Here is a 26,106-nt window from a genome sequence, read left to right as displayed (position 1 = left end):
TTGTTTTATATATCGTTAGGAGAGAATCAGATGGCTGTAAAAGATTTATCGGTGTTGTTGAGCGTTATTCTAATTGTTGCAATGCTCATCATTCCTTTTCCCCATTGGCTATTAAGTATTTTAATTATCATTAATATGGCGCTCGCACTTATGGTTTTACTCATGGCCATGAGTATGAAGGAAGCACTGGAATTTTCTATATTTCCATCGCTTGTTCTTTTAATGACTTTATTTCGCATCGGGTTGAATGTCTCTACGATGCGTGCCATCCTTTCCGAAGGTGATGCGGGAAAAGTGGTTGAAACCTTTGGTTCCTTTGTTACTGGAGGTAACGTAATCGTCGGTTTAGTTGTGTTCATCATTCTCGTTATCGTTCAGTTTATTGTTATTACAAAAGGGACTGAGCGGGTTTCTGAGGTTGCAGCAAGATTTACTTTGGATGCAATGCCTGGAAAGCAAATGAGTATTGATGCAGATTTAAATGCTGGGATGATCTCTGAACAAGATGCTAGAAATCGTCGTGAAAAAATCGGGCGGGAAGCAGATTTCTATGGAGCGATGGATGGTGCAAGTAAATTTGTAAAAGGCGATGCCATTGCGTCAATTATTATAACATTAATAAATTTAATCGTTGGAATTATCATTGGTGTCACGCAATTAGGTTTACCAATAGGAGAGGCTGCCACTCATTTTTCTATGTTAACAATTGGTGATGGATTAGTGAGCCAAATACCAGCTCTTCTAATGTCTACTGCTACTGGTTTAGTTGTCACTAGGTCAGCTTCAGAGGGGAATATTGGATCAGATATAACTGGGCAATTATTTTCATATCCTAAAATGCTCTATATTGCCGGCGCGACTATTCTTTTCTTAGGTGTGTTTACACCGATTGGTTTGTTATTAACACTTCCTATCGCAGGCTTGTTAATAGCAGGTGGGTATTTTATTTCTAAAACACCAGCACCTGACAAAGAACAATTACAAGAAATTGAAGAAGAAGTGCAAACAGATGAAATGAAAAGCCCTGAGAGTGTGATTAATCTATTAAATGTTGATCCGATAGAATTTGAATTTGGCTATGGGCTTATCCCACTAGCAGATGGGAATCAAGGTGGCGATTTACTTGATCGAATCGTTATGATTAGAAGGCAATTAGCCATAGAGTTAGGAATTATCATCCCTGTCGTTCGCATTAGAGATAATATTCAATTACAACCTAATGAGTATCGACTCAAAATAAAAGGGAATGTCATGGCCAAAGGGGAGCTTTTGTTAGATCATTATCTAGCCATGAGTCCAGGTGTAGAGGAAGATTCTATTGAAGGAATTGACACAATCGAACCCTCATTTGGCTTACCAGCTAAATGGATTAATGAAGACACGAAAGAGCAAGCTGAAATTTACGGTTATACCGTTGTTGATCCCCCCTCAGTTGTGTCCACTCATTTAACTGAAGTGATTAAAAATAATGCTCATGAGTTAATAGGTCGTCAAGAAACGAAGCAATTAATCGATCATTTACAATCAAGTTATCCTATATTGGTGGAAGAAGTCACACCGACGCCTTTAACAACGGGAGATATTCAAAAAGTGCTGGCGAAATTACTTAGAGAAAACATCTCTATTAAGAATCTACCAGTGATATTTGAAAGTTTAGCAGATACTGTTAGATCGACAACTGATACAGATTTATTAACGGAGTATGTTCGCCAAGCACTTGCTAGGCAAATCACCGATCAATTTCATGATGAAGGTGAATCGTTAAAAGTGATTACTTTATCTGGAAAAGTAGAAAAGATTATTGCTGATGGGATTCAGCAAACAGAACAGGGGCGTTTTTTATCGGTAGATCCGACACAAACACAAACGATTTTAGAGTCTCTCGCAAACCAAATCGAACAAAGCTCTATGTTGAATCATACACCAGTGGTCTTATGTTCACCTGCTGTTCGTTTATATGTAAGACAATTGACGGAAAGGTATTTTCCTCAAGTGCCTATTCTCTCTTACAATGAGATTGAAGCTAATGCAGAAGTACAAAGCGTTGGAGTGGTGAATCTATAATGAAAGTGAAAAAATTTACTGTTAATACAATGGCAGAAGGATTAGAGAGAATACGTAAAGATTTAGGACCAGATGCCATGATCTTACAGACGAAAAAAACTAAAAAAGCAACGGGATTTCTCGGTCTCTTTAAAAAGGAGCAACTAGAGATTATGGCAGGTGTCGACCCTGAGGCAAAGCAGCAGAAATCTAATCAACCACCAGCCTTTCATACGCAGACTTCTTCAAGTGAGTTAGAGAATATGCAACAAATAATTACGCAGTTGAATGAAGTAAAAGGGCTAATGAAAGAAAAGCCAGACAATTTACATAGGCAAACTGAAATCGTGCCAACAGATGTTAAAACAATGATTGAACGATTACACCATTTGGAATTGCCAGCATTTCTTATAAGTGAGATGACAGACCATCTATTATCGAGATGGTATAAAGAATCAGAGCAATTACGTGATAGCAAGGTGACAGAATGGATAGAAGAATATCTGACTAGTAAACTAGAAGGTATTTCATTTGGCGGTATTACTTTTAACAATAAATTAATTAAACTGGTAGGTCCAACAGGGGTTGGGAAAACAACTACCATTGCTAAACTGGCTGCTGAAGCTGTATTAAAGCATAAGAAACAGGTAGCATTTATTACAACTGATACGTATCGTATTGCTGCTATTGAGCAATTAAGAACATATGCCGATATTTTCCATGCACCTCTAGAGGTTTGCTATTCTGCTGAAGATTATCAACATGCAGTAGAGAAGTTTGCTCATTACGATGTGATATTTATAGATACAGCAGGAAGGAATTATCGTCTCGAGGAAAATATAAAGGAGCTTTCCTCTGTAACAAAAGCCACTGATTCTCCGACTGAGACGTTCCTGGTGCTGTCACTTACTGCAAAAGTAGAAGATATGAAAGAGATCTATGAGCAATTTACCAAAATGGACATTGACCGTTTCCTATTTACTAAAATAGATGAAACAAGCAACCTAAATGCAGTAGGAGAAATGGTATTTCGTTTTCAAAAAGGGATTGCTTATATGACAAATGGACAAGAAGTACCCGAAGACTTGCAAGAGATGACAAAGGAGAAATTTTTGAATATCGTTCTCAAAAAGGATTCGGCTTATGTATGATCAAGCAGCTAAACTACGTGATCATTTAAGGAATAATCAACCCTTTATCAATCAAGAAGGTCGTGTCATCTCTGTGATTAGTGGTAAAGGGGGCGTGGGGAAGTCAAATATATCTTTGAATCTATCCATTTTATTGAAAGAGCAACAGAAGAAAGTCTTGTTAATTGACATGGATATAGGTATGGGGAATCAAGATATTCTAATCGGTCGTTCTTTTCCGTTTACTTTAGCTGATTATTTTCATGAAAAGCGCTCATTTAATGAGTTAATAGAAAAGGGGCCATTAGGTATTGATATGATTGCCGGTGGTTCAGGACTCTCAAATATATTGCAACTGGATAAACAAAAGGTGGAAAACTTCCTTGATGATTTAAGTGTCGTTTTAAGGACATATGATTTCATCATTTTAGATATGGGAGCAGGGATGAGTTTGGAAGCTGTTTCATTTATTTCATCTTCTAAAGAAGTGATCGTTGTTACAACACCAGAGCCTCCAGCTATAATGGATGCTTACGGTGCGATAAAACAAATTGCCCGAAATCAGTCGGATGTTCAATTTTCAATGATTATGAATCGCGTTGATGAAATACAGCAAGCTGGTGAAGCATACGAACGTATTTCGGCAGTAGTCAAGAAGTTCTTACAATTGGAAATTGTATATTTAGGATGTGTGTTTGAAGATAAAAAAGTGAAAAAAGCCGTTCAACACCAAGTCCCTTTTGTCCAATTGGATCGACAAGGACAAGCTGCTAAACAATTAGCACTCATTACTTCTCAATTATTAAATGAAATAGAAGGAGTGGAACAAGGAAGCAGTACTTCTTTTATCCAGCGTTTAAAACATTTGCTTTTAAGTAGGAGGTGATGGGTGTGAGTAAGATAAAGGTAGTTGTAATTGATGACTCAGCATTTATGAGAAAGCTAATTACCGATTTTTTATCTGGAGATCCACTAATAGAAGTAATAGGTGTAGCGAGGAATGGGGAAGAGGGCGTCCGTGAAGTGATTCAAAAACAGCCTGATGTCGTTACACTAGATATTGAAATGCCTATTATGAATGGACTTGAGGCGCTGCAAAAAATAATGGCAAATAAACCTCTACCAGTTATCATGTTATCTAGTGCCGCGAAAGTAAGTACAGATCATACGATACTAGCATTTAAATATGGCGCATTTGATTTTATAGAAAAGCCATCGGGTCCAATTTCCTTAGATTTATATAAAATCAAGCATGATTTAATAGAAAAAGTGAAAATAGCCCGACAAACAAACATGAAATCGTTAATTAGTCCTATAAAACAACCCCATAAAAACATAAAAACATCTGCTGATTATAGTAATATAGAACTAAAGGGTGAGCATTTAGTATTAAGAGAGAAAAAACCTTTACTCGTTACAATTGCTGCATCAACAGGAGGACCAAGAGCCATTCAATCTATTTTACAAAGTTTTCCGCAAGATATAAATGCAACAATACTGATTGTCCAACATATGCCACCGTATTTCACCCATTCATTAGCAAACCGATTGAATCAAATGACTCATATTACGGTGAAAGAAGTAGAAGATGGAGAAAAGTTGGAGAAAGGTGTGGCTTATATTGCTAAAGGCGGCTTACATTTTACTATAAATCAAAAAGGCAGTTTTCTTTTCGCTCATTTATTACCACCGGAGAAAAAAGTGGGGCATTGTCCATCTGCCGATATGCTATTTGCTTCATTTAGTGAATTGCAGGGCTATAGACAGGTAGCTGTCGTATTGACCGGAATGGGCGTAGATGGAAAAAAGGGAGTACAAAAGTTAAAAGAGAAAACGAATACAACAATTATTGCCGAATCGAAAGAAACAGCCATCGTTTACGGGATGCCAAAAGCGATAGTTGATAATGGATTAGCTGATGAAGTGGTAGAGTTACAAAATGTCTCATCTACAATCTTGAAGTATGTTTAATGGAGGTGTCCTTAGATGGAAATGAACCAATATTTAGATCTTTTTATTGAAGAAAGTAAAGAACATCTACAAAATTGTAATGATTTGCTGCTTAAATTAGAGCAAAGTCCAGAGGATTTATTCATTGTTAATGAAATTTTTCGCTCTGCTCATACTTTAAAAGGCATGTCAGCTACGATGGAGTTTAATGATCTAGCCCAATTAACTCATCAAATGGAGAACGTGTTAGATCTTATTCGTAATGAGAAATTAGCTGTATCTTCACAAGTACTTGATGTATTATTTTTAGCAGCTGATTACTTAGAAGAAATGGTAGAATCTATTGCCAGTGGAGGCAATGGACAATTGAATGTAGAGACTGTAGTGAAACAATTGCAAAGCTTGGATGGCAAAGAACAGCTTGAGAATGTAAATGCACCGGAAACTGTGCAATTTGGGAAGCTGACCTACGATGATTATGAATGGACTGTATTAAGTCAATCAAAAGATACCGATTATCACCCCTTTGAAGTGACAGTGCAATTACATAAAGATTGTTTATTAAAAGCAGTTCGAGTGTTTATGGTTTTTGAAACACTAGAGAAAAATGGAGAAATCATTAAATCGCACCCTCAGGCAACTGCTCTTGAAGAGGAACAATTTGACTTTGAGTTTACAGTAACTATTCTCTCTTCTAATACAAAAGAAGAGATTGAAATGGAACTGTTGAAAATATCTGAAATCGACGCTGTCGAAATCATAGCGATAGATTTGTCTCAGGCAAGTGAAGAAGCGGCGGTAGCTGTAGAACAAGTGGTATTGCCTACAGAAAAAGAGGTTGAAGTAACACAGCAACAGACTTCATCATTCAAACAGCAGAGCAAACATGCAACGAAAACGATTAGGGTAAACATTGAACGACTAGATATCTTAATGAATTTATTTGAGGAATTGGTGATAGATAGAGGACGTCTACTACAAATTTCACAAGATTTAGACCATCAAGGGTTACAAGAAACAGTTGAACATATGTCTCGTATTTCCGGAGATTTGCAAAATATAATTCTCAATATGAGGATGGTTCCAATTGATACAGTCTTCAATCGTTTTCCTAAAATGGTTAGACAACTGGCGAAAGATTTGCATAAGTCTGTCAACCTAGAGATTATTGGTGCCCAAACGGAATTAGATCGAACAGTCATTGATGAAATTGGTGATCCACTCGTTCATTTGATTAGAAATGCAATGGATCATGGAATTGAAAAGCCCGAAGAGCGTATAGCAAAAGGTAAGTCACAACAAGGAACAATTATCTTGAAGGCTTACCATAGTGGAAATCATATTTTCATAGAAATAACGGATGATGGGGCAGGAATAAATAAAGACAATGTGTGTCGAAAAGCCATTTCTAAAGGGATTATTAAAGAAGAAGAGATCGCTTCTATGGAAGATCAAGATATTTATCAGCTTATTTTTTCATCAGGCTTTTCTACAGCTAAGGAAATTTCTGATGTTTCGGGCAGAGGCGTCGGTTTAGATGTTGTGAAAAGTACAATTGAATCATTAGGTGGATATGTTACGATTCAGTCTAATGAAGGAAACGGCTCAACCTTCTCTATTCAATTACCTTTAACCCTTTCAATTATTTCCGCTATGTTAGTAGAAGTAGAGAATGAAAAGTATGCTATTCCTTTATCGTCTATTATTGAAACAGCAATTATAAAAAAAGCTGACATTATGAAAACACATAATCAGCAAGTAATCGATTTTAGAGGTAAAGTCGTTCCGCTCGTTTCTTTACAATCTATTTTTGAAGTGAATGATGAAAGTGAAGAAATACCAGAGACGCTTTCAGTTGTTATTGTTCGAAAAGGAGAAAAGCTGGCTGCATTAATCGTGAGTTCTTTTATCGGGCAACAAGAGATTGTACTGAAATCATTAGGTGATTATTTAACGAATGTTTTTGCCATATCGGGTGCGACAATATTAGGCGATGGACAAGTAGCGCTAATTATTGATTGTAATGAGTTGATAAAATAATAGGAAGATGGTGATTGGACTGTGGAAAATAAACAACATACTGTTCAATTAATTGTATTTCAGCTTGGTGATAAAGAATATGGGGTACCTGTTGCAGATGTACTCTCAATAGAAAAAATAGAACATATTACGAGAGTGCCAGGAACAGAGAAGTATATTAAAGGTGTCATTAATCTTCGTGGTGTTATACTGCCAATTGTCGATTTACGCACAAGATTTAATTTACCCGAACACCCGTATTCCGAACATACTAGAATTATTATTACGAAAAAAGGTGAAAAGGAAGTGGGGTTAATTGTCGATGCAGCTAATGATGTGATAGATGTGGCAACATCACAATTAGAGCCCCCGCCTGAAGTGGTGGGAACAGAGTCATTTGATTATATAAAAGCTGTCGCCAAAATGAATCAACAAATTCTTATTTTGATTGACTTAGCTAAAGTATTAAATATAGAGGAGAATGTAGAAGTTAATGGCTGATTCTTATTCTATTAATGATCGACACCATCTCCCAAAATTTATTGATATGTTAAAAGAGGTAGCAAATATTGGTGCAGGTAATGCAGCAACAGCACTTTCTTCTTTATTGGATAAAAAAGTAAATATGCAGGTTCCCTCGGTTCACATATATACCTATCAAGAGGTAGTCGAGGCGAACGGTAATGACGAGAATGTAACGGTTGGGGGTCTATCGCAAGTCTCAGGCTCTCTTTCAAGCCAACTATTATTATTACTGTCTTATCAAAATGTAGAACGGTGGATAGCAGACTTGCTACAAAACCAAAATGAAATATTTAGTAGTCTATACGATCACATGGAACAATCAGCATTAGCGGAATTAATGAATATGTTAACAGGCGCCTACGCTTCAGCACTTGGGGATTTTTTTGAAGAACCACTCTTTTGCTCACTTCCTGCTATAAGTATCGATATGTCAGCTGCACTAATCAGTGATGCTTGTATTACACAATCATACGACTATGATGAGTTATTAGTTATTCAAACGAGTATGGAGATTGTTGAAGAATCGAAAGAAGAGCTTTGTCACTTATTGATCTTCCTCGATAATCACTCGTTATCTGAAATCTTAAAGAGATGTGACGGATAAATATAATGAATACAAGTGAAGTCGTGAAAGTTGGGATAGCTGACTGTCATATTGTTCAGGCACCTCAGTTAATTAGGACGTCAGGTTTAGGTTCTTGCGTAGGTGTCGTCCTTTATGATCAAAAAAAGAAAATAGCAGGATTGGTTCATATAATGCTCCCTGACTCATCCTTAGCAAAATCAAAGGTATTTAACCCCGCTAAGTTTGCTGATTCAGGAATTAAGCATTTGTATGATGAGTTAATTAAAAGTGGTGCGCATCGTATTTCCATCATGGCTAAGTATGCAGGTGGGGCACATATGTTTAAATTTTCATCCGGTCAAGATGTGATCCGTATTGGCGAAAGAAATATAGCGACTACAGAACGAATATTAAAAAACTTGCAAGTTGAAGTGACAGGTAAGGATGTAGGCGGTCATTGTGGTCGAACGATAGAGTTCAATCCAGAGAATGGCAAGATGATGGTTAAGACGGTTAATCAAGGAGTGACATATATATAAATATTTGTTAGAGGAGGTGAGTATCTGGTTTAAATCATGTATTTAACCAGATTTAATGAATGCTACAAGTTTCAGAAGAGAAAGCTTGGGATGAGTGGGTATGTTCACGGAATCAAGATGCGGGTAATTTTCTCGTTAAAAGATATATGCCACTTGTAAGTTATCATGTTCAAAGGATTGCAGCAGGTCTCCCTAAAAACGTGTCAAGGGATGAATTAAAAAGTTTAGGCATGATCGGTTTATTTGATGCACTAGAAAAATACGACCCCAATCGTGACCTTAAATTTGATACGTATGCATCCTTTAGAGTAAGGGGCGCCATCTTAGATGGTTTAAGAAAAGAAGACTGGCTATCTAGAAGCACGCGAGAAAGAACAAAAAAAGTGGAAGCGGCGATTGAAAGATTAGAGCAGGCCTATATGCGTAATGTCACAGTTGAAGAAATTGCTCTTGAGGTACAATTATCAACTAAGGAAGTATATGCTACTCTAAATGAACAATACATGGCCAACTTATTATCTATTGATGAAAAACCGAGTGACTATGATTATGATGATTATTCATTTGTTCTACAAGATGAGAGAGCGATTTTACCAGAAAAACAGCTTGTTAAAAATGAATTAATTGAAGAATTAACGTCCCAAATTAAGCAATTAAACGAAAAGGAACAATTAGTGGTTAGTTTATTTTATAAAGAAGAACTGACATTAACCGAAATTGGTGAAGTTTTACAGCTTTCTACATCTAGGATTTCACAAATTCATTCAAAGGCAATTCAAAAGTTAAAGAAAACATTAGAAAAAATCGTCTAATGTTCTTTGAAGGAGGGTTTTTCTATGGTAGGAGGGCATATCATTTCTGTATCACCTGATAGGTTAACTGCTATGTTACATCTACAGGCAAATGAGATACAAGATGATAATATTAAACAAGTAATAGAAAAAAGTATTCGTAAAGCGAATATTACATACGGACTTGACCATGCGCTAATCGCGAAAATCGTTGAAGACCCTCTAGCCTACACTTACCCAATCGAAATTGCAAAAGGCGAGAAACCAGTCGCTGGAAGAGATGCTTATTTAGTAAAGGAAAAATTAAATATGCATAGTGAGAAGCGAGAGAAGCTTAATGACATACATGAGCATATGGTGACAGTAGCAAATGGAGAGGTGATCGCAACCATTTTTCCAGCTACACCTGGTTCGGACGGAATCGATGTTCATGGACAAAGGGTTAACAGCATGAATGGGAAAGAATTACACATCACTCCAGGGGAAAATGTGATCTTACATCATGAGCAATATTATTCTTTAATTAATGGTGAAGTCTTACTCTCAAAAAACACCTTGTCTGTGTTACCGATACAACTGATAGATGGTGATTATCATCCAGGAAAAGGTATAATGAAATTTGATGGCAATGTGGTTGTGAAAGGGAATGTTTTAACAGGAAGCCATATAGTGGCAACAGGTAATATAAGGGTAGAAGGAACAGTTGAAAACGCAAAACTAGAGGCACAAGGCTATATTTATATTGAAGGTGGAGTCCTTGGAAGCCAATATGGTAAAATTCAGGCTCAAGGTAGTATAAGAGCCCATTTTTTAAATCAAGCAGTAGTAGAATCTGAAAGTAATATATATATAGAGCGTTCAATCCTTCATAGTGTAGTATTTGCCAAGGAACATATTTATGCAAATAAAGCATCTGTCATCGGGGGACATTTATCAACATATGGTGGAATGATTGTCAAAGATATTGGCAATCACCATTTTACATATACTGAAATTGAATTAAAGGATGAGGATTATTCACTTCAAGATAAGTTAGGAGAAATCTCGAACAAACTTGCTGATTTAAATATTGTAAAACAAAAGCTAGTTTCTATTGAGTCTAAATTGCAGGAGGATCAACAGGGACATCCGTTGGCATTAAAACATAAAAAGACTAAGAAACATATCGAGCAGGAAATTTTAAATCTAACGAAAAAGAAACAAGAGATAGAAAGTCACCACGCTTTTCAAAAGGATAAGCTAGCTATCAAAATTCTTGGAGAGCTATACCCTCAAACAAAGATTAAAAAAGGTAAGTACGCCAAGCTATTTAAAAAGCCGAATGCGCATATTACCATTCATTTTGATAAATCAGAATTTATTGTATTACCTATTGAAAATTAAAAAGTAGAGAGTCACTAATAGTTGACAAAAAAGAAGGGATAAATAATGATTGTTTTCTTCCTTATCATTAGTCTCATATTGAATATACTCGCAATCACTGCGATTCTTCTCCTTTATTTACGGCAAAATCGTTTTGTTTCTTTAGAAAAAGAACAAAAAAATAATATAGAACAAATGGATCAATTATTAGCGATATACATAACGGAAATGCGTGAAGAGAACGAAGCCTTTTTGAAGCAAGTCCAGCAAAGAAATATATTATCTCCAGTAAATGACGAATCTAACGTACAAAATGAGCCAAATCCACAAGAGTTGAATAAGCGCTATCCAGCAACAACAGCTAAAAAGAAGGCTGCATCTATTTATCAAGCTAATCAAGCCAATAAGGATACTCATATTGACCGTCAAAAAGAAAAGAATGAAGCCACTACCCATTCTTCTATTCAGGACCTTTATCATCAAGGGCACTCCGTTGATGAAATTGCAAAACGCATGAATAAAGGAAAAAAAGAGGTAGAACTTTTATTGAAATTTTCTAAGGAATGATGATAAGTCTTGCTTACTTACTGGAGTTATGCTATATTATAAAACGGTGTTAATACACACGCTTATTGATTTAACTAGTTGGTGCTGTCAATACAGTTTCTAGTTAAAGATGATATGAGCGGAGGAAAATAAAAACCATTAGGAGGAAACATCCATGTCAGTAATTTCTATGAAGCAATTGCTTGAAGCTGGTGTACATTTCGGACACCAAACTCGCCGTTGGAACCCAAAAATGAAAAAATACATTTTCACTGAGCGTAACGGCATCTACATTATCGACCTTCAAAAAACAGTTAAGAAGGTAGAAGAAGCTTATAATTTCGTTAAAGAACTAGCTGGTGAAGGCGGAACAGTTCTTTTCGTTGGTACTAAAAAACAAGCGCAAGATTCTGTTAAAGAAGAAGCAATTCGTTCTGGTATGTACTATGTAAACCAACGTTGGTTAGGTGGTACATTAACAAACTTTGAAACAATCCAAAAGCGTATTGCACGTCTTAAAGATATCGAAAGAATGTCTGAAGATGGCACTTTTGAAGTACTTCCTAAAAAAGAAGTTGTTCAATTAAGAAAAGAGCAAGAACGTTTAGAAAAATTCTTAGGCGGAATCAAAGATATGAAAGCTCTTCCTGATGCTTTATTCATCATTGATCCTCGTAAAGAGCGCATTGCAGTTGCAGAAGCGCATAAATTAAACATTCCGATCGTTGGTATTGTTGATACGAACTGTGATCCAGATGAAATCGATGTAGTAATCCCTGCAAACGACGATGCAATTCGTGCCGTTAAACTTTTAACTGGTAAAATGGCGGATGCAATTTTAGAAGCTAAACAAGGTGAAGAAGTAACGACTGCATAATTGCTATGAAATGCGTTATTTTTGAAAAGGTGATAATAGGGAGCACCCTTTATCACCTTTTTTTAAAAAGAATGACGTATTTGTTGCCTGCAAATTAAAAGAACGATTGGCACACGCAATATTTGGAAAAGATAATGTAATAATAAAAAAATCATGCTGAATGTTCATATACGACATTTACATATTTAATAAGGAGGATTCCATAATGGCAATCACTGCACAAATGGTAAAAGAATTACGTGAAAAAACAGGTGCTGGAATGATGGATTGTAAAAAAGCACTTCAAGAAGTAGACGGAGATATGGAAAAAGCAATTGACTTTCTTCGTGAGAAAGGTATTGCAAAAGCTGCGAAGAAAGGCGATCGTATCGCTGCTGAAGGCTTAACTTCTATTAAAGTAGAAGGAAATGAAGCTGTTATTCTTGAAGTAAATGCTGAAACAGACTTCGTTGCTAAAAACGAAGGTTTCCAAACACTTGTAAAAGAATTAGGAGAGCACTTGTTAAGTGTAAAGCCTGCGTCAGTTGAAGAAGCACTTCAAGGATCTATGACAAATGGTAACACAGTTGAGTCTCATATCAATACAGCTATTTCTAAAATTGGAGAAAAACTATCATTACGCCGTTTTGAAGTTAAAACAAAAACAGATAACGATGCTTTTGGCGCATACCTACACATGGGTGGACGTATTGGTGTACTTACAGTTCTTGAAGGTACGACTGATGAAGAAGCAGCAAAAGATGTATCTATGCATATTGCAGCATTAAACCCTAAATATATCTCTCGTGATGAAGTTTCACAAGAAGAAGTTGAACATGAGCGTCAAGTTCTTACTCAACAAGCGCTTAACGAAGGTAAACCAGAAAAAATCGTTGAGAAAATGGTTGAAGGTCGCTTAGGTAAATATTTCGAAGAAGTTTGTGTAAACGACCAATCATTTGTTAAAAACCCAGATGAAAAAGTTGGGAAATTTGTTGCTTCTAAAGGCGGGAAAATTAGCGAATTCGTACGTTATGAAGTAGGAGAAGGTATCGAAAAACGCGAAGATAATTTTGCAGAAGAAGTAATGAGCCAAGTGAAAAAATAATAAATCTACCATAGTAGATGAATTTGTGGGGAACACTGTGTGTTCCCTGTTTGTTAGAATAAATGTAGTTTGAAATTTTAAGCAAAAGCTTTTTTTGCTTACTATTCATTATGGAGGTTCTTATGAGCGACCCTAAATATAAAAGAGTTGTTTTAAAATTAAGTGGTGAAGCATTGGCTGGAGAACAAGGTTTCGGCATTAATCCATCAGTAATTAAGTCAGTCGCACAGCAAGTGAAAGACTTAGCTGAGCTAGATGTTGAAGTAGCTGTCGTTGTTGGTGGCGGAAATATTTGGCGTGGTAAGATTGGTGAAGAGATGGGTATGGAACGTGCTAATGCAGATTATATGGGAATGCTTGCAACGGTAATGAACTCCTTAGCACTTCAAGATAGTTTAGAACAACTTGGGATTGAAACAAGAGTACAAACTTCAATTGAAATGAGACAAGTTGCTGAGCCATATATCCGTAGAAAAGCCATTCGTCACTTGGAAAAGAAAAGGGTCGTTATTTTCGCTGCAGGCACAGGAAACCCTTATTTCTCAACAGATACAACAGCTGCACTAAGAGCGGCAGAAATTGATGCTGAAGTTATCTTAATGGCAAAAAATAATGTTGACGGTGTATACTCTGCTGATCCAAGAATCGATAAAAATGCAAAAAAATACGATGAATTATCCTATTTAGATGTCATTAAAGAAGGATTAGCAGTCATGGATTCAACGGCATCATCACTTTGCATGGATAATAATATTCCACTGATTGTCTTTTCTATTATGGAAAAAGGAAATATCAATCGCGCTGTATTAGGCGAGCCAATCGGTACAATCGTAAGGGGGAAAAACTAAATGCCAAAAAATATCATAGCTAATGTAAAAGATCGTATGACAAAAGCAACACAATCTTACTCTCGCGAATTAGCCGGTATTCGAGCTGGGAAAGCTAACTCTTCTATATTAGATAGAATAACAGTAGATTACTATGGTGCACCAACACCTATTAACCAATTAGCTGGTGTTTCTGTACCAGAAGCACGTTTATTAGTCATTCAACCCTATGATAAATCTATATTAGGTGACATTGAAAAGGCAATCTTGAAATCAGATTTAGGACTTACTCCAACAAGCGATGGAAACCTTATTCGTTTATCCATTCCACAACTAACTGAAGAGCGCCGTAAGGAACTTGTAAAAGTTGTGAAAAAAGAGGCGGAAGAAGCAAAAGTAGGCATCCGTAATATTAGAAGAGACGGTAATGATGATCTGAAAAAACTAGAAAAAAATGGAGAAATCACTGAGGATGATCAACGTGGTTACTCAGATGATATCCAAAAAGCAACAGATGAGTTCATTAAGAAAATTGATGAGCTTACAAAAGATAAAGAAAAAGAAATTTTAGAAGTATAATCTTATTTACATTATATAGGACATACTTTTTCGATTGTAGGCGAAGCCCTCTATGATAAATAGGGGGCTTTTTCTATAATGGACCGATTCTAAAACTTCGTGTTTAATGAATGAAGTGAAAAAGGCAGTAGCGTAGAAGAAAATTGAACTATTTTCTTTACTGATAGAATTTGTTGGCAGATAAACCAAAACGGCAATCTTTGAAATCGAACTCTTAATTTATAATTAATATCTTAAAAAAATATCTTATTGCATCGTTTTGTGGTAATCTTTAAAATGAGGAGCACAATTGGAGGAAAGTTATTGATGTGCTTACTTATTCTGCCTATAATGAATATATCTGAAATGGCAAAAGTGTCACTCGTTTAATCATCGAAGTAGTATGAACGGAAAAGGGTGCTTATCCATTAAATACATGGCATTACTTATTTAATGGTAAATCAGCCGATTAAAAGGAGTATTCAAATGTTCGATAAAATGAAACTTTGGAAAAATAATAATGACTCAATAGATCTTCAAGAAAGAATAGATAATATTAAAGCACAGCCAATTCCAGAGCATGTAGCAATCATCATGGATGGTAATGGTCGCTGGGCTAAAAAAAGAACGTTGCCGCGTGTTGCAGGTCATCATGAAGGGGCAAAAGTCGTTAGAAAAATCACACGATTCGCCAATCAACTGGGTGTTAAAACGTTAACATTATACGCCTTCTCTACTGAGAATTGGAAAAGGCCAAAAATGGAAGTCGATTTCCTTATGAAGTTGCCATCTGAATTTCTGCAAACGTTTTTACCCGAATTAATTGAAGAGAATGTTCAAGTGAAAATGATCGGAAATAAATCTATTTTACCGGCAGCGACATTAAAAGCAATTGACGAAGCGATCCAATCTACTGCTCATAATGATGGGTTAGTGTTAAATTTCGCTATGAACTACGGGAGTCGAGCGGAAATTATTGAGGCAGTTAAAAACGTCTTAATTGATGCGCAAAGTGGTATAATAGATGAAGAAAAGTTAACAGAAGAAGTTTTTTCATCATATTTAATGACAAATGAGTTGGCCGATCCAGACCTACTGATACGAACGAGTGGGGAAATTCGTTTAAGTAATTTTATGCTATGGCAACTAGCTTATGCTGAGTTTTGGTTTACAGATGTTTTATGGCCAGACTTTGGGGAAGAACATTTTGTTGAAGCAGTTGAAGTATTCCAAAAGCGTCAAAGGCGTTTTGGAGGAGTTTAATAAAGGTGTTGAAATGAATGAAAGAAAGAGTAATCACAGCAATCATTTTTGGAGCAGTTCTCTTGCCACTAGTATTTATTGGTGGGTGGCCATTGATGCTCCTTGCCTATTTTTTTGCAACAGTAGGCTTATACGAGCTATTAAGAATGAAAGGGTTTAATCTATTTTCCCTTCCAGGACTCATATCTACGTTTATATTATGGATGATCATGATTCCTACAGAATTTTATTTTGCTTGGTTGATACGAGCAGGAGTTGGAAAGACAGATATTTTAGTACTTGGTGTACTTCTTTTGCTTACATATACAGTATTAACAAAGAATCGTGTTACATATGATGATATTGCCTTTATGCTCATTTCTACTATCTATATAGGTTTTGGTTTTCATTACTTTCTAGAAACGAGAGCGATGGAGAATGGACTTATTTGGATCTTTTTTAGCCTATTTATTATATGGGCTTCTGATTCAGGTGCGTATTTCTTTGGAAAGGCATTTGGAAAAAGAAAGCTATGGCCAGATATTAGTCCTAATAAAACAATAGAGGGTAGTATTGGCGGCGTTATTTCATCTGTTGTCGTTGCTTGTTTGTTTTTGATTTTTACAGATATTAGTGAACCCGCTTTTCTCATTATTCTTATGACCTGTCTATTAGCTATCTTTGGACAAGTTGGTGACTTGGCAGAATCAGCATTTAAAAGACATTACGGAGTAAAAGATTCGGGTAGAATATTACCTGGTCATGGTGGGATACTTGACCGTTTCGACAGCTTGTTATTTGTTTGGCCATTTATGTATATTATTTTATCTATCATGTAATAAAAGACAGAGTAGAGAAACGATTATATAGAGACGCTGTTTTTAGCGGAGAAAAGTGTAATCATACCTTATGATATGTGGCTCAGTAGACGCTTTTCTTAATAGGAGATGTTTTAGAAATGAAAAAAATTAGTTTAATGGGTGCTTCAGGTTCTATCGGTACACAAACGTTAGATATCATTAGACAGCATCCTGATGAATTCCAATTAGTCGCTTTTTCAGTAGGTAAAAATATTCATTTTGCCCGTCAAGTAATCAATGAATTCCATCCAGAGCTTGTTTCCGTCTTAGAAAAAAGTTCGATGGAGATGCTTAAAGCTGAGTTTCCAAGCATATCATTTACATATGGACAACTCGGTTTAACAGAAGTGGCTGTATATAATAAAGCAAATATATTGGTAAATGCTGTTTTAGGTCGTGTAGGACTAGAACCAACATTACAAGCAATTGAAGAAAGAAAAACGATTGCTATTGCAAATAAGGAAACATTGGTAACAGCGGGGCATTTAGTCATGGAATCAGCAAAAAACTATGGTGTTGACCTTTTACCTGTTGATAGTGAGCATTCAGCGATTTTTCAAGCATTACAAGGAGAGAATGCGAAGAATATCGATCGATTGATTTTAACCGCTTCTGGAGGATCTTTTCGTGATTATAGCAGAGCGGATTTAGAAGCAGTAACAGTAGAACAAGCGTTAAATCATCCTAACTGGTCAATGGGAGCTAAAATCACAATTGACTCGGCAACAATGATGAATAAGGGCTTAGAGGTAATCGAAGCTCATTGGTTATTCTCATTACCATATGATAAGATTGACTGTCTTCTTCATAATGAAAGTATCATTCATTCAATGGTTGAATTCCATGATAGTAGTGTCATCGCACAATTAGGTACACCGGATATGAGGGTTCCTATCCAGTACGCTCTTTCTTACCCGGACCGTTTACCATTAAAGAATAAACGATTAGATCTAGCCAAAATTGGCCAGCTCCATTTTAAAGAAATGGATTATGATCGCTTTCGTTGTTTAGCGCTTGCCTACCAAGCAGGAAAAGAAGGTGGATCGATGCCTGCGGTTTTAAATGCAGCAAATGAAGCAGCGGTTGCAGCATTTTTAGAAGGAAAAATAAGCTTTTTAAAGATTGAAGAATTAATTGAACAAGCTTTAACAAGACATTCCTGTATAAAAGCACCGACATTAACAGAAATACAAGAAGTAGATGAGGAAACAAGAGCCTATATCTATTCGCTTTTATCAAGCTGATTCGTTTTTGATTCAGAAAAAAAGGTGGTTAAAAATTGAGTACAGTCATAGCCTTTATTATCATTTTTGGGGCACTAGTATTTTTCCATGAACTTGGACATTTAATCTTTGCGAAGCGAGCAGGGATCCTATGTCGTGAGTTCGCGATTGGTATGGGACCAAAGGTTTTTTCATTTACAAAAAATGATACACTTTATACGATCCGGTTGTTACCGATAGGTGGCTATGTGCGGATGGCTGGTGAAGATGTTGAAATGGTCGAATTGAAAGCAGGTTACCGAGTAGGATTAGTCTTCAACGACCAAAATGAAGTTCAGAAGATTATTTTAAATAACAAAGATAAATATCCGGATGCAAGGATTCTCGAAATCGAACATGCAGATATTGAACATGAATTGATATTAAAAGGGTATGTCGAAGGCGAGGAAGAAGAGAAATTAGAAACGTTTAACGTAAATCGACGAGCAGTATTGGTGGAAGATGGAACAGAAACACTGATTGCTCCTTATGATCGCCAATTTTCTTCTAAAACTTTAGGACAAAGAACAATGGCTATTTTCGCTGGACCGATGATGAACTTTGTTTTAGCTTTTGTTATTTTTGTCATCATCGCTTTATTACAGGGGATGCCATCAAATGCGCCGATGCTTGGGGAATTAACAGAAGATGGTGCAGCGATTGATGCAGGATTCAAACAAGGTGACATTGTTCATTCAGTCGATGGTGCAGAAATTTCAAGCTGGCAAGATGTTGTAGAAATCATTCAGAAAAACCCTAATAATGAGCTTGAATTTCAAATTGATCGCGGTGGGGAAGAAATGACGATCCCGGTTACACCTAAGTCGCAAGAAATAGAAGATGGTCCGACAATCGGTGTGATCGGTGTATATAGTCCGATGGAAAAAAATCCATTAAAATCAGTCGTATACGGTGCTGAGGAGACCTTATTATGGACAAAAGAAATTTTTGTTATTTTAGGGAAGTTAATCTCTGGGGAATTTACAATTGATGCCCTTTCAGGTCCTGTTGGTATCTATGTTTCAGTTGACACAGTTGCTCAATCAGGTATATTTTATTTAATGAAGTGGGCAGGTGTCTTAAGCATCAATTTAGGTATCATGAACCTATTGCCTATCCCTGCTCTCGATGGTGGAAGATTAATGTTCTTTGCTATTGAGGGAGTTAGAGGAAAACCGATAGACAAACAAAAAGAAGGTATGGTTCACTTTGTAGGCTTTGCGCTATTAATGCTGCTTATGTTAGTTGTAACATGGAATGACATTCAGCGATTCTTTTTATAAGAAGATGAAACCTGAGGCTCAGAGATCCGTTTTAACTAAATGGTTTCTGAGCCTTGATAATGAAAATAAATAATAGAGGTGTATAAATTAAGATGAAACAAAGTCAGGTATTAATTCCAACTTTAAGGGAAAACCCTGCTGATGCAGAAATTAAAAGTCATCAACTTTTATTAAGAGCAGGATTTATTCGTCAAAATGCTAGTGGTATTTATAGTTATTTACCAATGGCAAGAAAAGTGTTACAAAATATTGAAACGATTATTAGAGAAGAGCTTGAAGCCATTAATGCCGTAGAGATGCTTATGCCTGCACTTCAGCAAGCAGAGCTGTGGCAAGAGTCTGGTCGCTGGTATACATATGGTTCAGAATTAATGAGAATGAAAGACCGTCATGAGCGTGAATTTGCTCTTGGACCAACACATGAAGAGGTTGTGACGAGTCTTGTGCGTGATGAAGTGAAATCATATAAAAGGCTACCTCTTGCTCTGTATCAGATTCAAACGAAATTTCGTGATGAAAAGCGTCCGCGTTTTGGTGTGCTAAGAGGTCGAGAATTTATTATGAAAGATGGTTATTCCTTCCATTCAAGCCAAGAAAGTTTAGATGAGATGTACGATCTTTTTTATCAAGCTTATTCCAATATTTTTTCTCGCGCAGGTTTGAATTTTAGAGCTGTTATTGCGGATTCTGGAGCAATGGGTGGTAAAGATACTCATGAATTTATGGTTCTGTCCGAAATTGGAGAAGATACGATTGCTTATTCTGATACCTCTCAATATGCAGCAAATATTGAAATGGCAGAGGTAGTTTCAACATATGAAAAATCTAATGAAGAGTTAAGAGAACTTGAAAAAGTTAGTACTACGAATCAAAAAAGCATTGCTGAAATTGTGGATTATTTAAATGTCTCAGCAGATAAATGCATAAAATCATTACTATTTAAAGTAGATGAAGATTATGTATTGCTACTTGTTCGTGGTGATCATGAAGTGAATGATATTAAAGTAAAGAATCTGCTTGCTGCCAATGATGTGGAATTAGCTGATGCTGAGGAGACAAAATCAGTTATTGGCTGTGAAATTGGTTCCATCGGTCCCGTTCATGCAAATGTGCGGATCATTGCCGACCATGCTGTCAGTGCAATTGTTAATGGTGTCTGCGGTGCAAATGAAGCTGGATACCACTATGTCAATGTAAATGTGGATCGCGACTTTACCGTAGAACAATATGCAGATGTTCGCTTTATTCAAGAAGGAGACCCATCACCTGATGGAGAAGGTAGTATTCTTTTTGCAAAAGGAATTGAAGTTGGTCATATATTCAAGCTTGGTACGAGATATAGTGAAGCAATGGATGCGACTATTCTCGATGAAAATGGCCGTTCACAACCAATGATTATGGGTTGTTATGGCATCGGGGTTTCTCGTGTAATGGCAGCTATTGCGGAACAACATAGTGATGAAAATGGACTTGTTTGGCCGGAGAATATCGCACCTTATCAACTTCACCTTGTTTCATTAAATATGAAAAAAGAAGACCAAGTGCAATTAAGTGAAAGAGTATACGATTCTTTGAAAGATTTAGGGTATCGTATTTTATGGGATGATCGCGCTGAACGAGCTGGAGTAAAATTTGCTGATAGTGATTTAATCGGTTTACCTTTACGAATTACTGTTGGTAAAAAGGCAAATGAAGGCATCGTAGAAGTGAAATTAAGAAGTACAGGCGAGCAATTTGAAGTATCAGTGGATGAATTACCACAATTCATTCATCATCAGTTAGCATAAACAACCTAAACATTCCTATATAAAAATGATCCGACCCCATTAGTCGTCAAATGCTAAGATGAGAATGGGATCGGTTTTTTATTTTATCATCGATAGAAGAAGTTTGTAGTCCTATTAAAAAAAATTGCGTCACTGTCCGAATTATAGCTCGATATTTATGTTGAATCATTCATTTTTGAAGTTTTAAATAACCCGATCATTCCTCGGGGAAATAATATCCATTACCACAAAATAGTTGACAATTAGCGTGATTTTTACTTTATCAAATCTAGTATTTAATTATGATATAATAGTGACCGATTGAAAAAAATAGAACGTTAATGAAGGGGGAGGGCTGAAATGAGCGATGTAAAAGGAAACAAAGAACGTTTTCAGCTCCTGTTACAACAATTAGAATTAACAGAAGATGCTTTTGTTCATTATTTTGAACAAGCCGAAATCATGAAAGTATATATTCAAAAAAAGGAAAAAAGATGGCATTTTTCCTTTAGCCTAGAACAAATCTTACCGGCAACTGTTCTTCAAAGATTTGCAGCTCAATTGCACCACAAGTTTTCTCATATTGCACGTACCTCTTTTTCTATTACTGTTACGAATCAACAATATGATGAGAGTTTAATTCAAGATTATTGGACATTTTGTATGAAAGAAATTGAAGGCATCTCACCACCGATGCTCAAGCTTCTTCATGAGCAAGTGCCGAAAATAAAGGGAAATAAGGTAATCGTTACCGTTAGTAATGATATGGAAAGTCAGTCCATTAAAAATAAGTATGCGCCACTTATTCTTGATAGCTTTCAATCATTTGGATTTCCACCATTTCAAATTGAAACAGAATTGTCAACCGAAGAGAGCAATGAAGCATATGAGCGTTTTTTAGAAGCAAAGAGAAAAGAAGATCAAGAACGCGGCATGCAAGCAGCAATTGAAATGGAGAAGAAAGCATTAGAGCAAGAATCAGATACACCGATACCACAAGGGCCATTGACAGTTGGCTTGACAATTAAAGATGATGCTGACTTCCGCAAACTAATTGATATAGTTGATGAAGAAAGAAGAATTGCTGTGGAAGGTTACGTCTTTCATGCAGAAACAAAAGAACTCAGAAGTGGTCGGACATTATTAACTTTCAAAATTACAGATTATACAAGCTCGATACTTGTAAAAATGTTTTCCCGAGATAAAGAAGATGCTGCACTTTTTCAAATGGTACAAAAAGGTATGTGGCTGAAAGTTCGCGGTAGTATTCAAAATGATACCTTCGTACGTGACCTAGTCATGATTGGTAATGATTTAAATGAAATTAAACCAATTGAAAGAAAAGATACAGCTAAGGAAGAGGAAAAGCGGGTTGAACTTCATCTTCATACACCAATGAGCCAAATGGATGCCGTTAGTTCGGTTAGTGCGCTTGTTTCACAAGCGAAGAAGTGGGGACATAAAGCGATTGCGATTACAGACCATGCTGGTGCTCAATCCTTTCCAGAAGCATTTAATGCTGGTAAGAAAAATGGTATCAAAATACTGTATGGTGTTGAAGCGAACTTAATCGATGACGGTGTACCAATTGCTTATAATGATGCACATAGACGAGTAGCTGAAGATACTTATGTTGTGTTTGACGTTGAAACGACTGGATTATCTGCTGTTTATGACACCATTATAGAACTTGCAGCCGTGAAAATTCACGACGGCGAGATTATTGATCGTTTTGAATCTTTTGCTAATCCACATCATCCTTTATCTGCTACGACTATTAATTTAACGGGCATAACGGATGATTTAGTAGAGAATGCCCCGGAAGTAGCTGACGTTTTAAAAGATTTTTACGAATGGACTGGCGATAGTGTGCTTGTGGCACATAACGCTTCATTTGATATGGGTTTTTTAAATGTAGGGTATAAGAAAATAGGTCTTGGAAAAGCAACAAATCCCGTAGTAGATACACTTGAATTAGCGCGATTTTTACACCCTGAAATGAAAAATCATCGCCTCAACACATTGGCAAAGAAGTTTGATGTTGAACTAACCCAACATCACCGGGCAATATACGATGCGGAAGCGACAGGCTATATATTAATAAAAATGCTGAAGGATGCGATGGCTAAAGGCATTGAATACCATGATCAATTTAATGACAATATGGGTAAAGGAAATGCTTATCAAAGGGCTAGACCGTCCCATTGTACTTTGATAGCGCAAACGAGTGAAGGATTGAAGAATCTTTTTAAATTAGTCTCGATTGCTCATATTAATTATTTTTATCGTGTGCCACGTATTCCTCGTTCGGTATTACAGAAATATAGAGAAGGTATTATTGTTGGTTCTGGATGTGACAAAGGTGAAGTTTTTGAAGGGATGATGCAAAAATCGCCTGATGAAGTGGAAGAGATAGCTGAGTTTTATGATTATCTAGAGGTTCACCCTAAAGAGGTCTATGCTCATTTATTAGAATTAGAGTTAGTTCGTGATGAAAAGGCGCTCGAAGAAATCATTACGAACGTTGTACAACTTGGTGAAAAATTAAATATCCCAGTTGTGGCAACAGGGAATGTTCATTACTTAAATCCGAATGATAAGATTTATCGTAAGATTTTAGTGAATTCTCAAGGTGGGGCAAATCCGCTCAACCGTCATGAACTGCCTGATGTGCATTTTCGCACGACCAATGAAATGCTTGAATGCTTTGCATTTTTAGGAAAAGATATAGCAAAAAAAATCGTAGTAGATAATACGAATAAAGTTGCTGATATGATTGATGAAATTAAACCAATAAAAGATGATCTCTATACGCCAAAAATAGAAGGCGCAGACGAAGAAATGCGTGAAATGAGCTATAGCATGGCGAGAAGTATTTACGGAGAAGAACTACCTGAAATCGTAGAAGCTCGTTTGGAGAAAGAATTAAAAAGTATTATCGGACATGGCTTTGCCGTTATTTACTTGATCTCCCATAAACTTGTTAAAAAGTCATTAAATGATGGCTACTTAGTAGGATCAAGGGGTTCGGTAGGTTCCTCCTTTGTTGCGACAATGACGGAAATAACAGAAGTTAATCCACTGCCTCCTCATTACGTCTGCCCTAATTGTAAACACTCTGAGTTTTTTGATGATGGTTCAGTAGGTTCAGGGTTTGATTTACCAGATAAGGATTGTCCAAACTGTTCTCAGCATTATCGTAAAGATGGCCATGATATTCCATTTGAAACTTTCTTAGGCTTTAAAGGGGATAAAGTACCAGATATTGACTTGAACTTCTCCGGAGAATATCAGCCTAGAGCCCATAACTATACAAAAGTTCTTTTTGGTGAAGAATATGTGTATCGGGCAGGTACGATCGGTACTGTAGCAGATAAAACGGCATTCGGCTATGTTAAAGCGTATCAAAATGATAATAATCTTCAAATTAGAGGCGCAGAAATTGATCGCTTAGCTTCTGGTTGTACCGGTGTTAAGCGAACAACTGGGCAACATCCAGGCGGCATTATTGTTGTTCCTGATTATATGGATATTTATGATTTTTCACCTATCCAGTTTCCGGCTGATGATCGTAATTCAGAATGGAAAACAACTCATTTTGACTTCCATTCCATTCATGATAATGTGTTGAAGCTAGATATACTTGGTCATGATGATCCCACTGTTATTAGGATGTTGCAAGATTTAAGTGGGATTGATCCGAAGACCATTCCAACCGATGATCCAGAAGTAATGAAGATTTTCAGTGGAACGGAATCGTTAGGCGTTTCAGAAGAGCAAATTATGTGTAAAACGGGGACATTTGGTATTCCAGAGTTTGGAACAAGGTTTGTTCGGCAAATGCTAGAAGATACGAAACCAACGACATTTTCTGAGCTTGTTCAAATTTCAGGTCTTTCACATGGAACTGACGTATGGCTCGGCAATGCCCAAGAGTTAATTCATAACAATACATGCACATTAAGTGAAGTTATTGGATGTCGTGATGATATTATGGTGTATTTAATTTATCAAGGCTTAGAACCGGCTTTCGCTTTTAAAATCATGGAATCAGTCCGAAAAGGAAAAGGGCTGACAGAAGAGATGGAAGCGGAAATGAGGAAGAATGAAGTACCTGAGTGGTATATTGACTCTTGCTTAAAGATAAAATATATGTTCCCTAAAGCCCATGCCGCTGCCTATGTCTTAATGGCGGTACGTATTGCCTACTTTAAAGTTCATCATGCGCTTTTATATTATGCAGCTTATTTTACCGTTCGTGCAGAAGATTTTGATATAGATGCGATGGTAAAAGGCTCACAGGCGATCCGAGCAAAAATTGAAGAAATCAATGCGAAAGGCTTAGATGCTTCTACAAAAGAAAAAAACTTGCTGACTGTAATGGAGTTAGCGCTTGAAATGAATGAAAGAGGATATAGTTTCCAAAAAGTTGATTTGTATAAATCCAGTGCAAGTGACTTTATTATTGAAGGTAATACACTGATTCCGCCGTTCAACTCTATACCAGGATTAGGTACGAATGCAGCACTGAATATTGTAAAAGCAAGAGGAGAAGGGGACTTCCTATCGAAGGAAGATCTTCAGCAAAGAGGTAAGGTATCTAAAACAATTATCGAGTACTTAAATAATCATGGTTGTTTAGAAGAATTACCAGACCAAAATCAGTTAAGTTTGTTCTAAGTCGCTTTTACAGCTATTCCATTTGCATAAAAATTATGGTTATGGTATAGTTTTATTGGAAATACTAACGGATATCTTCGCAAACAAGAGTGGGGCAACCCACTCTTTCGTCTTGTTATTAACCAAAATTTTCATCGGTTACTAAGATGATCCGGTATATCTCGATTAGCAGCAACTCTAGTGTTTGCTGCTAC

General features: G+C 36.5%; 21 protein-coding genes. All 21 read left to right on the top strand.

Annotated features, from left to right (window positions below):
- Nucleotides 1-30 precede the first annotated feature (30 nt).
- Nucleotides 31-2,064 carry a flagellar biosynthesis protein FlhA gene (gene flhA / locus MKX29_RS22530; RefSeq protein WP_095369514.1) on the top strand — a complete coding sequence of 678 codons (2,034 nt, stop codon included), beginning with the start codon at nucleotides 31-33 and terminating at the stop codon, nucleotides 2,062-2,064.
- Complete coding sequence (gene flhF, locus MKX29_RS22525; protein WP_341107905.1) at nucleotides 2,064-3,194, top strand: flagellar biosynthesis protein FlhF; 1,131 nt, start codon at nucleotides 2,064-2,066, stop codon at nucleotides 3,192-3,194. The genes flhA and flhF overlap by 1 nt, the downstream gene beginning before the upstream one ends.
- A complete protein-coding gene (locus tag MKX29_RS22520; RefSeq protein WP_289433536.1) occupies nucleotides 3,187-4,059 on the top strand; it encodes a MinD/ParA family protein in 873 nt (290 codons plus the stop codon). Before flhF ends, MKX29_RS22520 begins: the two co-directional genes overlap by 8 nt.
- On the top strand, nucleotides 4,059-5,144 hold the full coding sequence (locus MKX29_RS22515; protein WP_341107903.1) for a protein-glutamate methylesterase/protein-glutamine glutaminase: 1,086 nt from the start codon (nucleotides 4,059-4,061) through the stop codon (nucleotides 5,142-5,144). The genes MKX29_RS22520 and MKX29_RS22515 overlap by 1 nt, the downstream gene beginning before the upstream one ends.
- A gap of 15 nt (nucleotides 5,145-5,159) precedes the next feature.
- Entirely contained in the window at nucleotides 5,160-7,163 is a 2,004-nt protein-coding gene (locus MKX29_RS22510) for a chemotaxis protein CheA (protein WP_341107900.1), read from the top strand.
- A 21-nt stretch (nucleotides 7,164-7,184) separates the two neighbouring features.
- Nucleotides 7,185-7,643, top strand: a complete 459-nt coding sequence (locus MKX29_RS22505) for a chemotaxis protein CheW (RefSeq protein ID WP_341107898.1) — start codon at nucleotides 7,185-7,187, stop codon at nucleotides 7,641-7,643.
- Entirely contained in the window at nucleotides 7,636-8,271 is a 636-nt protein-coding gene (locus tag MKX29_RS22500; protein ID WP_341107897.1) for a chemotaxis protein CheC, read from the top strand. Before MKX29_RS22505 ends, MKX29_RS22500 begins: the two co-directional genes overlap by 8 nt.
- 5 nt (nucleotides 8,272-8,276) lie before the next feature.
- Complete coding sequence (locus tag MKX29_RS22495) at nucleotides 8,277-8,771, top strand: chemotaxis protein CheD (protein WP_180316976.1); 495 nt, start codon at nucleotides 8,277-8,279, stop codon at nucleotides 8,769-8,771.
- 59 nt (nucleotides 8,772-8,830) lie between these two features.
- Nucleotides 8,831-9,583 (top strand): FliA/WhiG family RNA polymerase sigma factor, encoded by a 753-nt coding sequence (locus tag MKX29_RS22490; RefSeq protein ID WP_341107895.1) that lies wholly within the window; start codon nucleotides 8,831-8,833, stop codon nucleotides 9,581-9,583.
- Nucleotides 9,584-9,607: 24 nt separating this feature from the next.
- Nucleotides 9,608-10,945, top strand: a complete 1,338-nt coding sequence (locus MKX29_RS22485; RefSeq protein ID WP_224938620.1) for a DUF342 domain-containing protein — start codon at nucleotides 9,608-9,610, stop codon at nucleotides 10,943-10,945.
- Between the two features lie 45 nt (nucleotides 10,946-10,990).
- Nucleotides 10,991-11,491 (top strand): hypothetical protein, encoded by a 501-nt coding sequence (locus MKX29_RS22480; protein ID WP_289433541.1) that lies wholly within the window; start codon nucleotides 10,991-10,993, stop codon nucleotides 11,489-11,491.
- Nucleotides 11,492-11,645: 154 nt separating this feature from the next.
- A complete protein-coding gene (gene rpsB, locus MKX29_RS22475; protein WP_095369504.1) occupies nucleotides 11,646-12,347 on the top strand; it encodes a 30S ribosomal protein S2 in 702 nt (233 codons plus the stop codon).
- Between the two features lie 205 nt (nucleotides 12,348-12,552).
- Nucleotides 12,553-13,434 carry a translation elongation factor Ts gene (gene tsf / locus MKX29_RS22470; RefSeq protein WP_095369503.1) on the top strand — a complete coding sequence of 294 codons (882 nt, stop codon included), beginning with the start codon at nucleotides 12,553-12,555 and terminating at the stop codon, nucleotides 13,432-13,434.
- Nucleotides 13,435-13,556: 122 nt separating this feature from the next.
- Nucleotides 13,557-14,282, top strand: coding sequence for a UMP kinase (gene pyrH / locus MKX29_RS22465; RefSeq protein WP_095369502.1), 726 nt, complete (start codon nucleotides 13,557-13,559; stop codon nucleotides 14,280-14,282).
- Nucleotides 14,283-14,840, top strand: coding sequence for a ribosome recycling factor (frr, locus tag MKX29_RS22460; protein ID WP_224938622.1), 558 nt, complete (start codon nucleotides 14,283-14,285; stop codon nucleotides 14,838-14,840).
- 465 nt (nucleotides 14,841-15,305) lie between these two features.
- Entirely contained in the window at nucleotides 15,306-16,082 is a 777-nt protein-coding gene (locus MKX29_RS22455) for an isoprenyl transferase (protein WP_224938623.1), read from the top strand.
- Nucleotides 16,083-16,099: 17 nt separating this feature from the next.
- Nucleotides 16,100-16,900, top strand: coding sequence for a phosphatidate cytidylyltransferase (locus tag MKX29_RS22450; protein WP_341107890.1), 801 nt, complete (start codon nucleotides 16,100-16,102; stop codon nucleotides 16,898-16,900).
- 119 nt (nucleotides 16,901-17,019) lie between these two features.
- Nucleotides 17,020-18,165 carry a 1-deoxy-D-xylulose-5-phosphate reductoisomerase gene (dxr, locus tag MKX29_RS22445; protein ID WP_341107889.1) on the top strand — a complete coding sequence of 382 codons (1,146 nt, stop codon included), beginning with the start codon at nucleotides 17,020-17,022 and terminating at the stop codon, nucleotides 18,163-18,165.
- A 35-nt stretch (nucleotides 18,166-18,200) separates the two neighbouring features.
- Entirely contained in the window at nucleotides 18,201-19,466 is a 1,266-nt protein-coding gene (gene rseP, locus MKX29_RS22440; protein ID WP_341107887.1) for an RIP metalloprotease RseP, read from the top strand.
- A 92-nt stretch (nucleotides 19,467-19,558) separates the two neighbouring features.
- Entirely contained in the window at nucleotides 19,559-21,253 is a 1,695-nt protein-coding gene (locus tag MKX29_RS22435; RefSeq protein ID WP_224938626.1) for a proline--tRNA ligase, read from the top strand.
- A gap of 339 nt (nucleotides 21,254-21,592) precedes the next feature.
- Complete coding sequence (locus MKX29_RS22430; protein WP_224938627.1) at nucleotides 21,593-25,912, top strand: PolC-type DNA polymerase III; 4,320 nt, start codon at nucleotides 21,593-21,595, stop codon at nucleotides 25,910-25,912.
- Nucleotides 25,913-26,106 lie beyond the last annotated feature (194 nt).

The organism is Cytobacillus sp. FSL R7-0696 (assembly GCF_038006865.1).
GTDB lineage: Bacteria > Bacillota > Bacilli > Bacillales > Cytobacillaceae > Cytobacillus > Cytobacillus kochii.
This window is presented reverse-complemented; position numbering and strand designations above follow the sequence as displayed.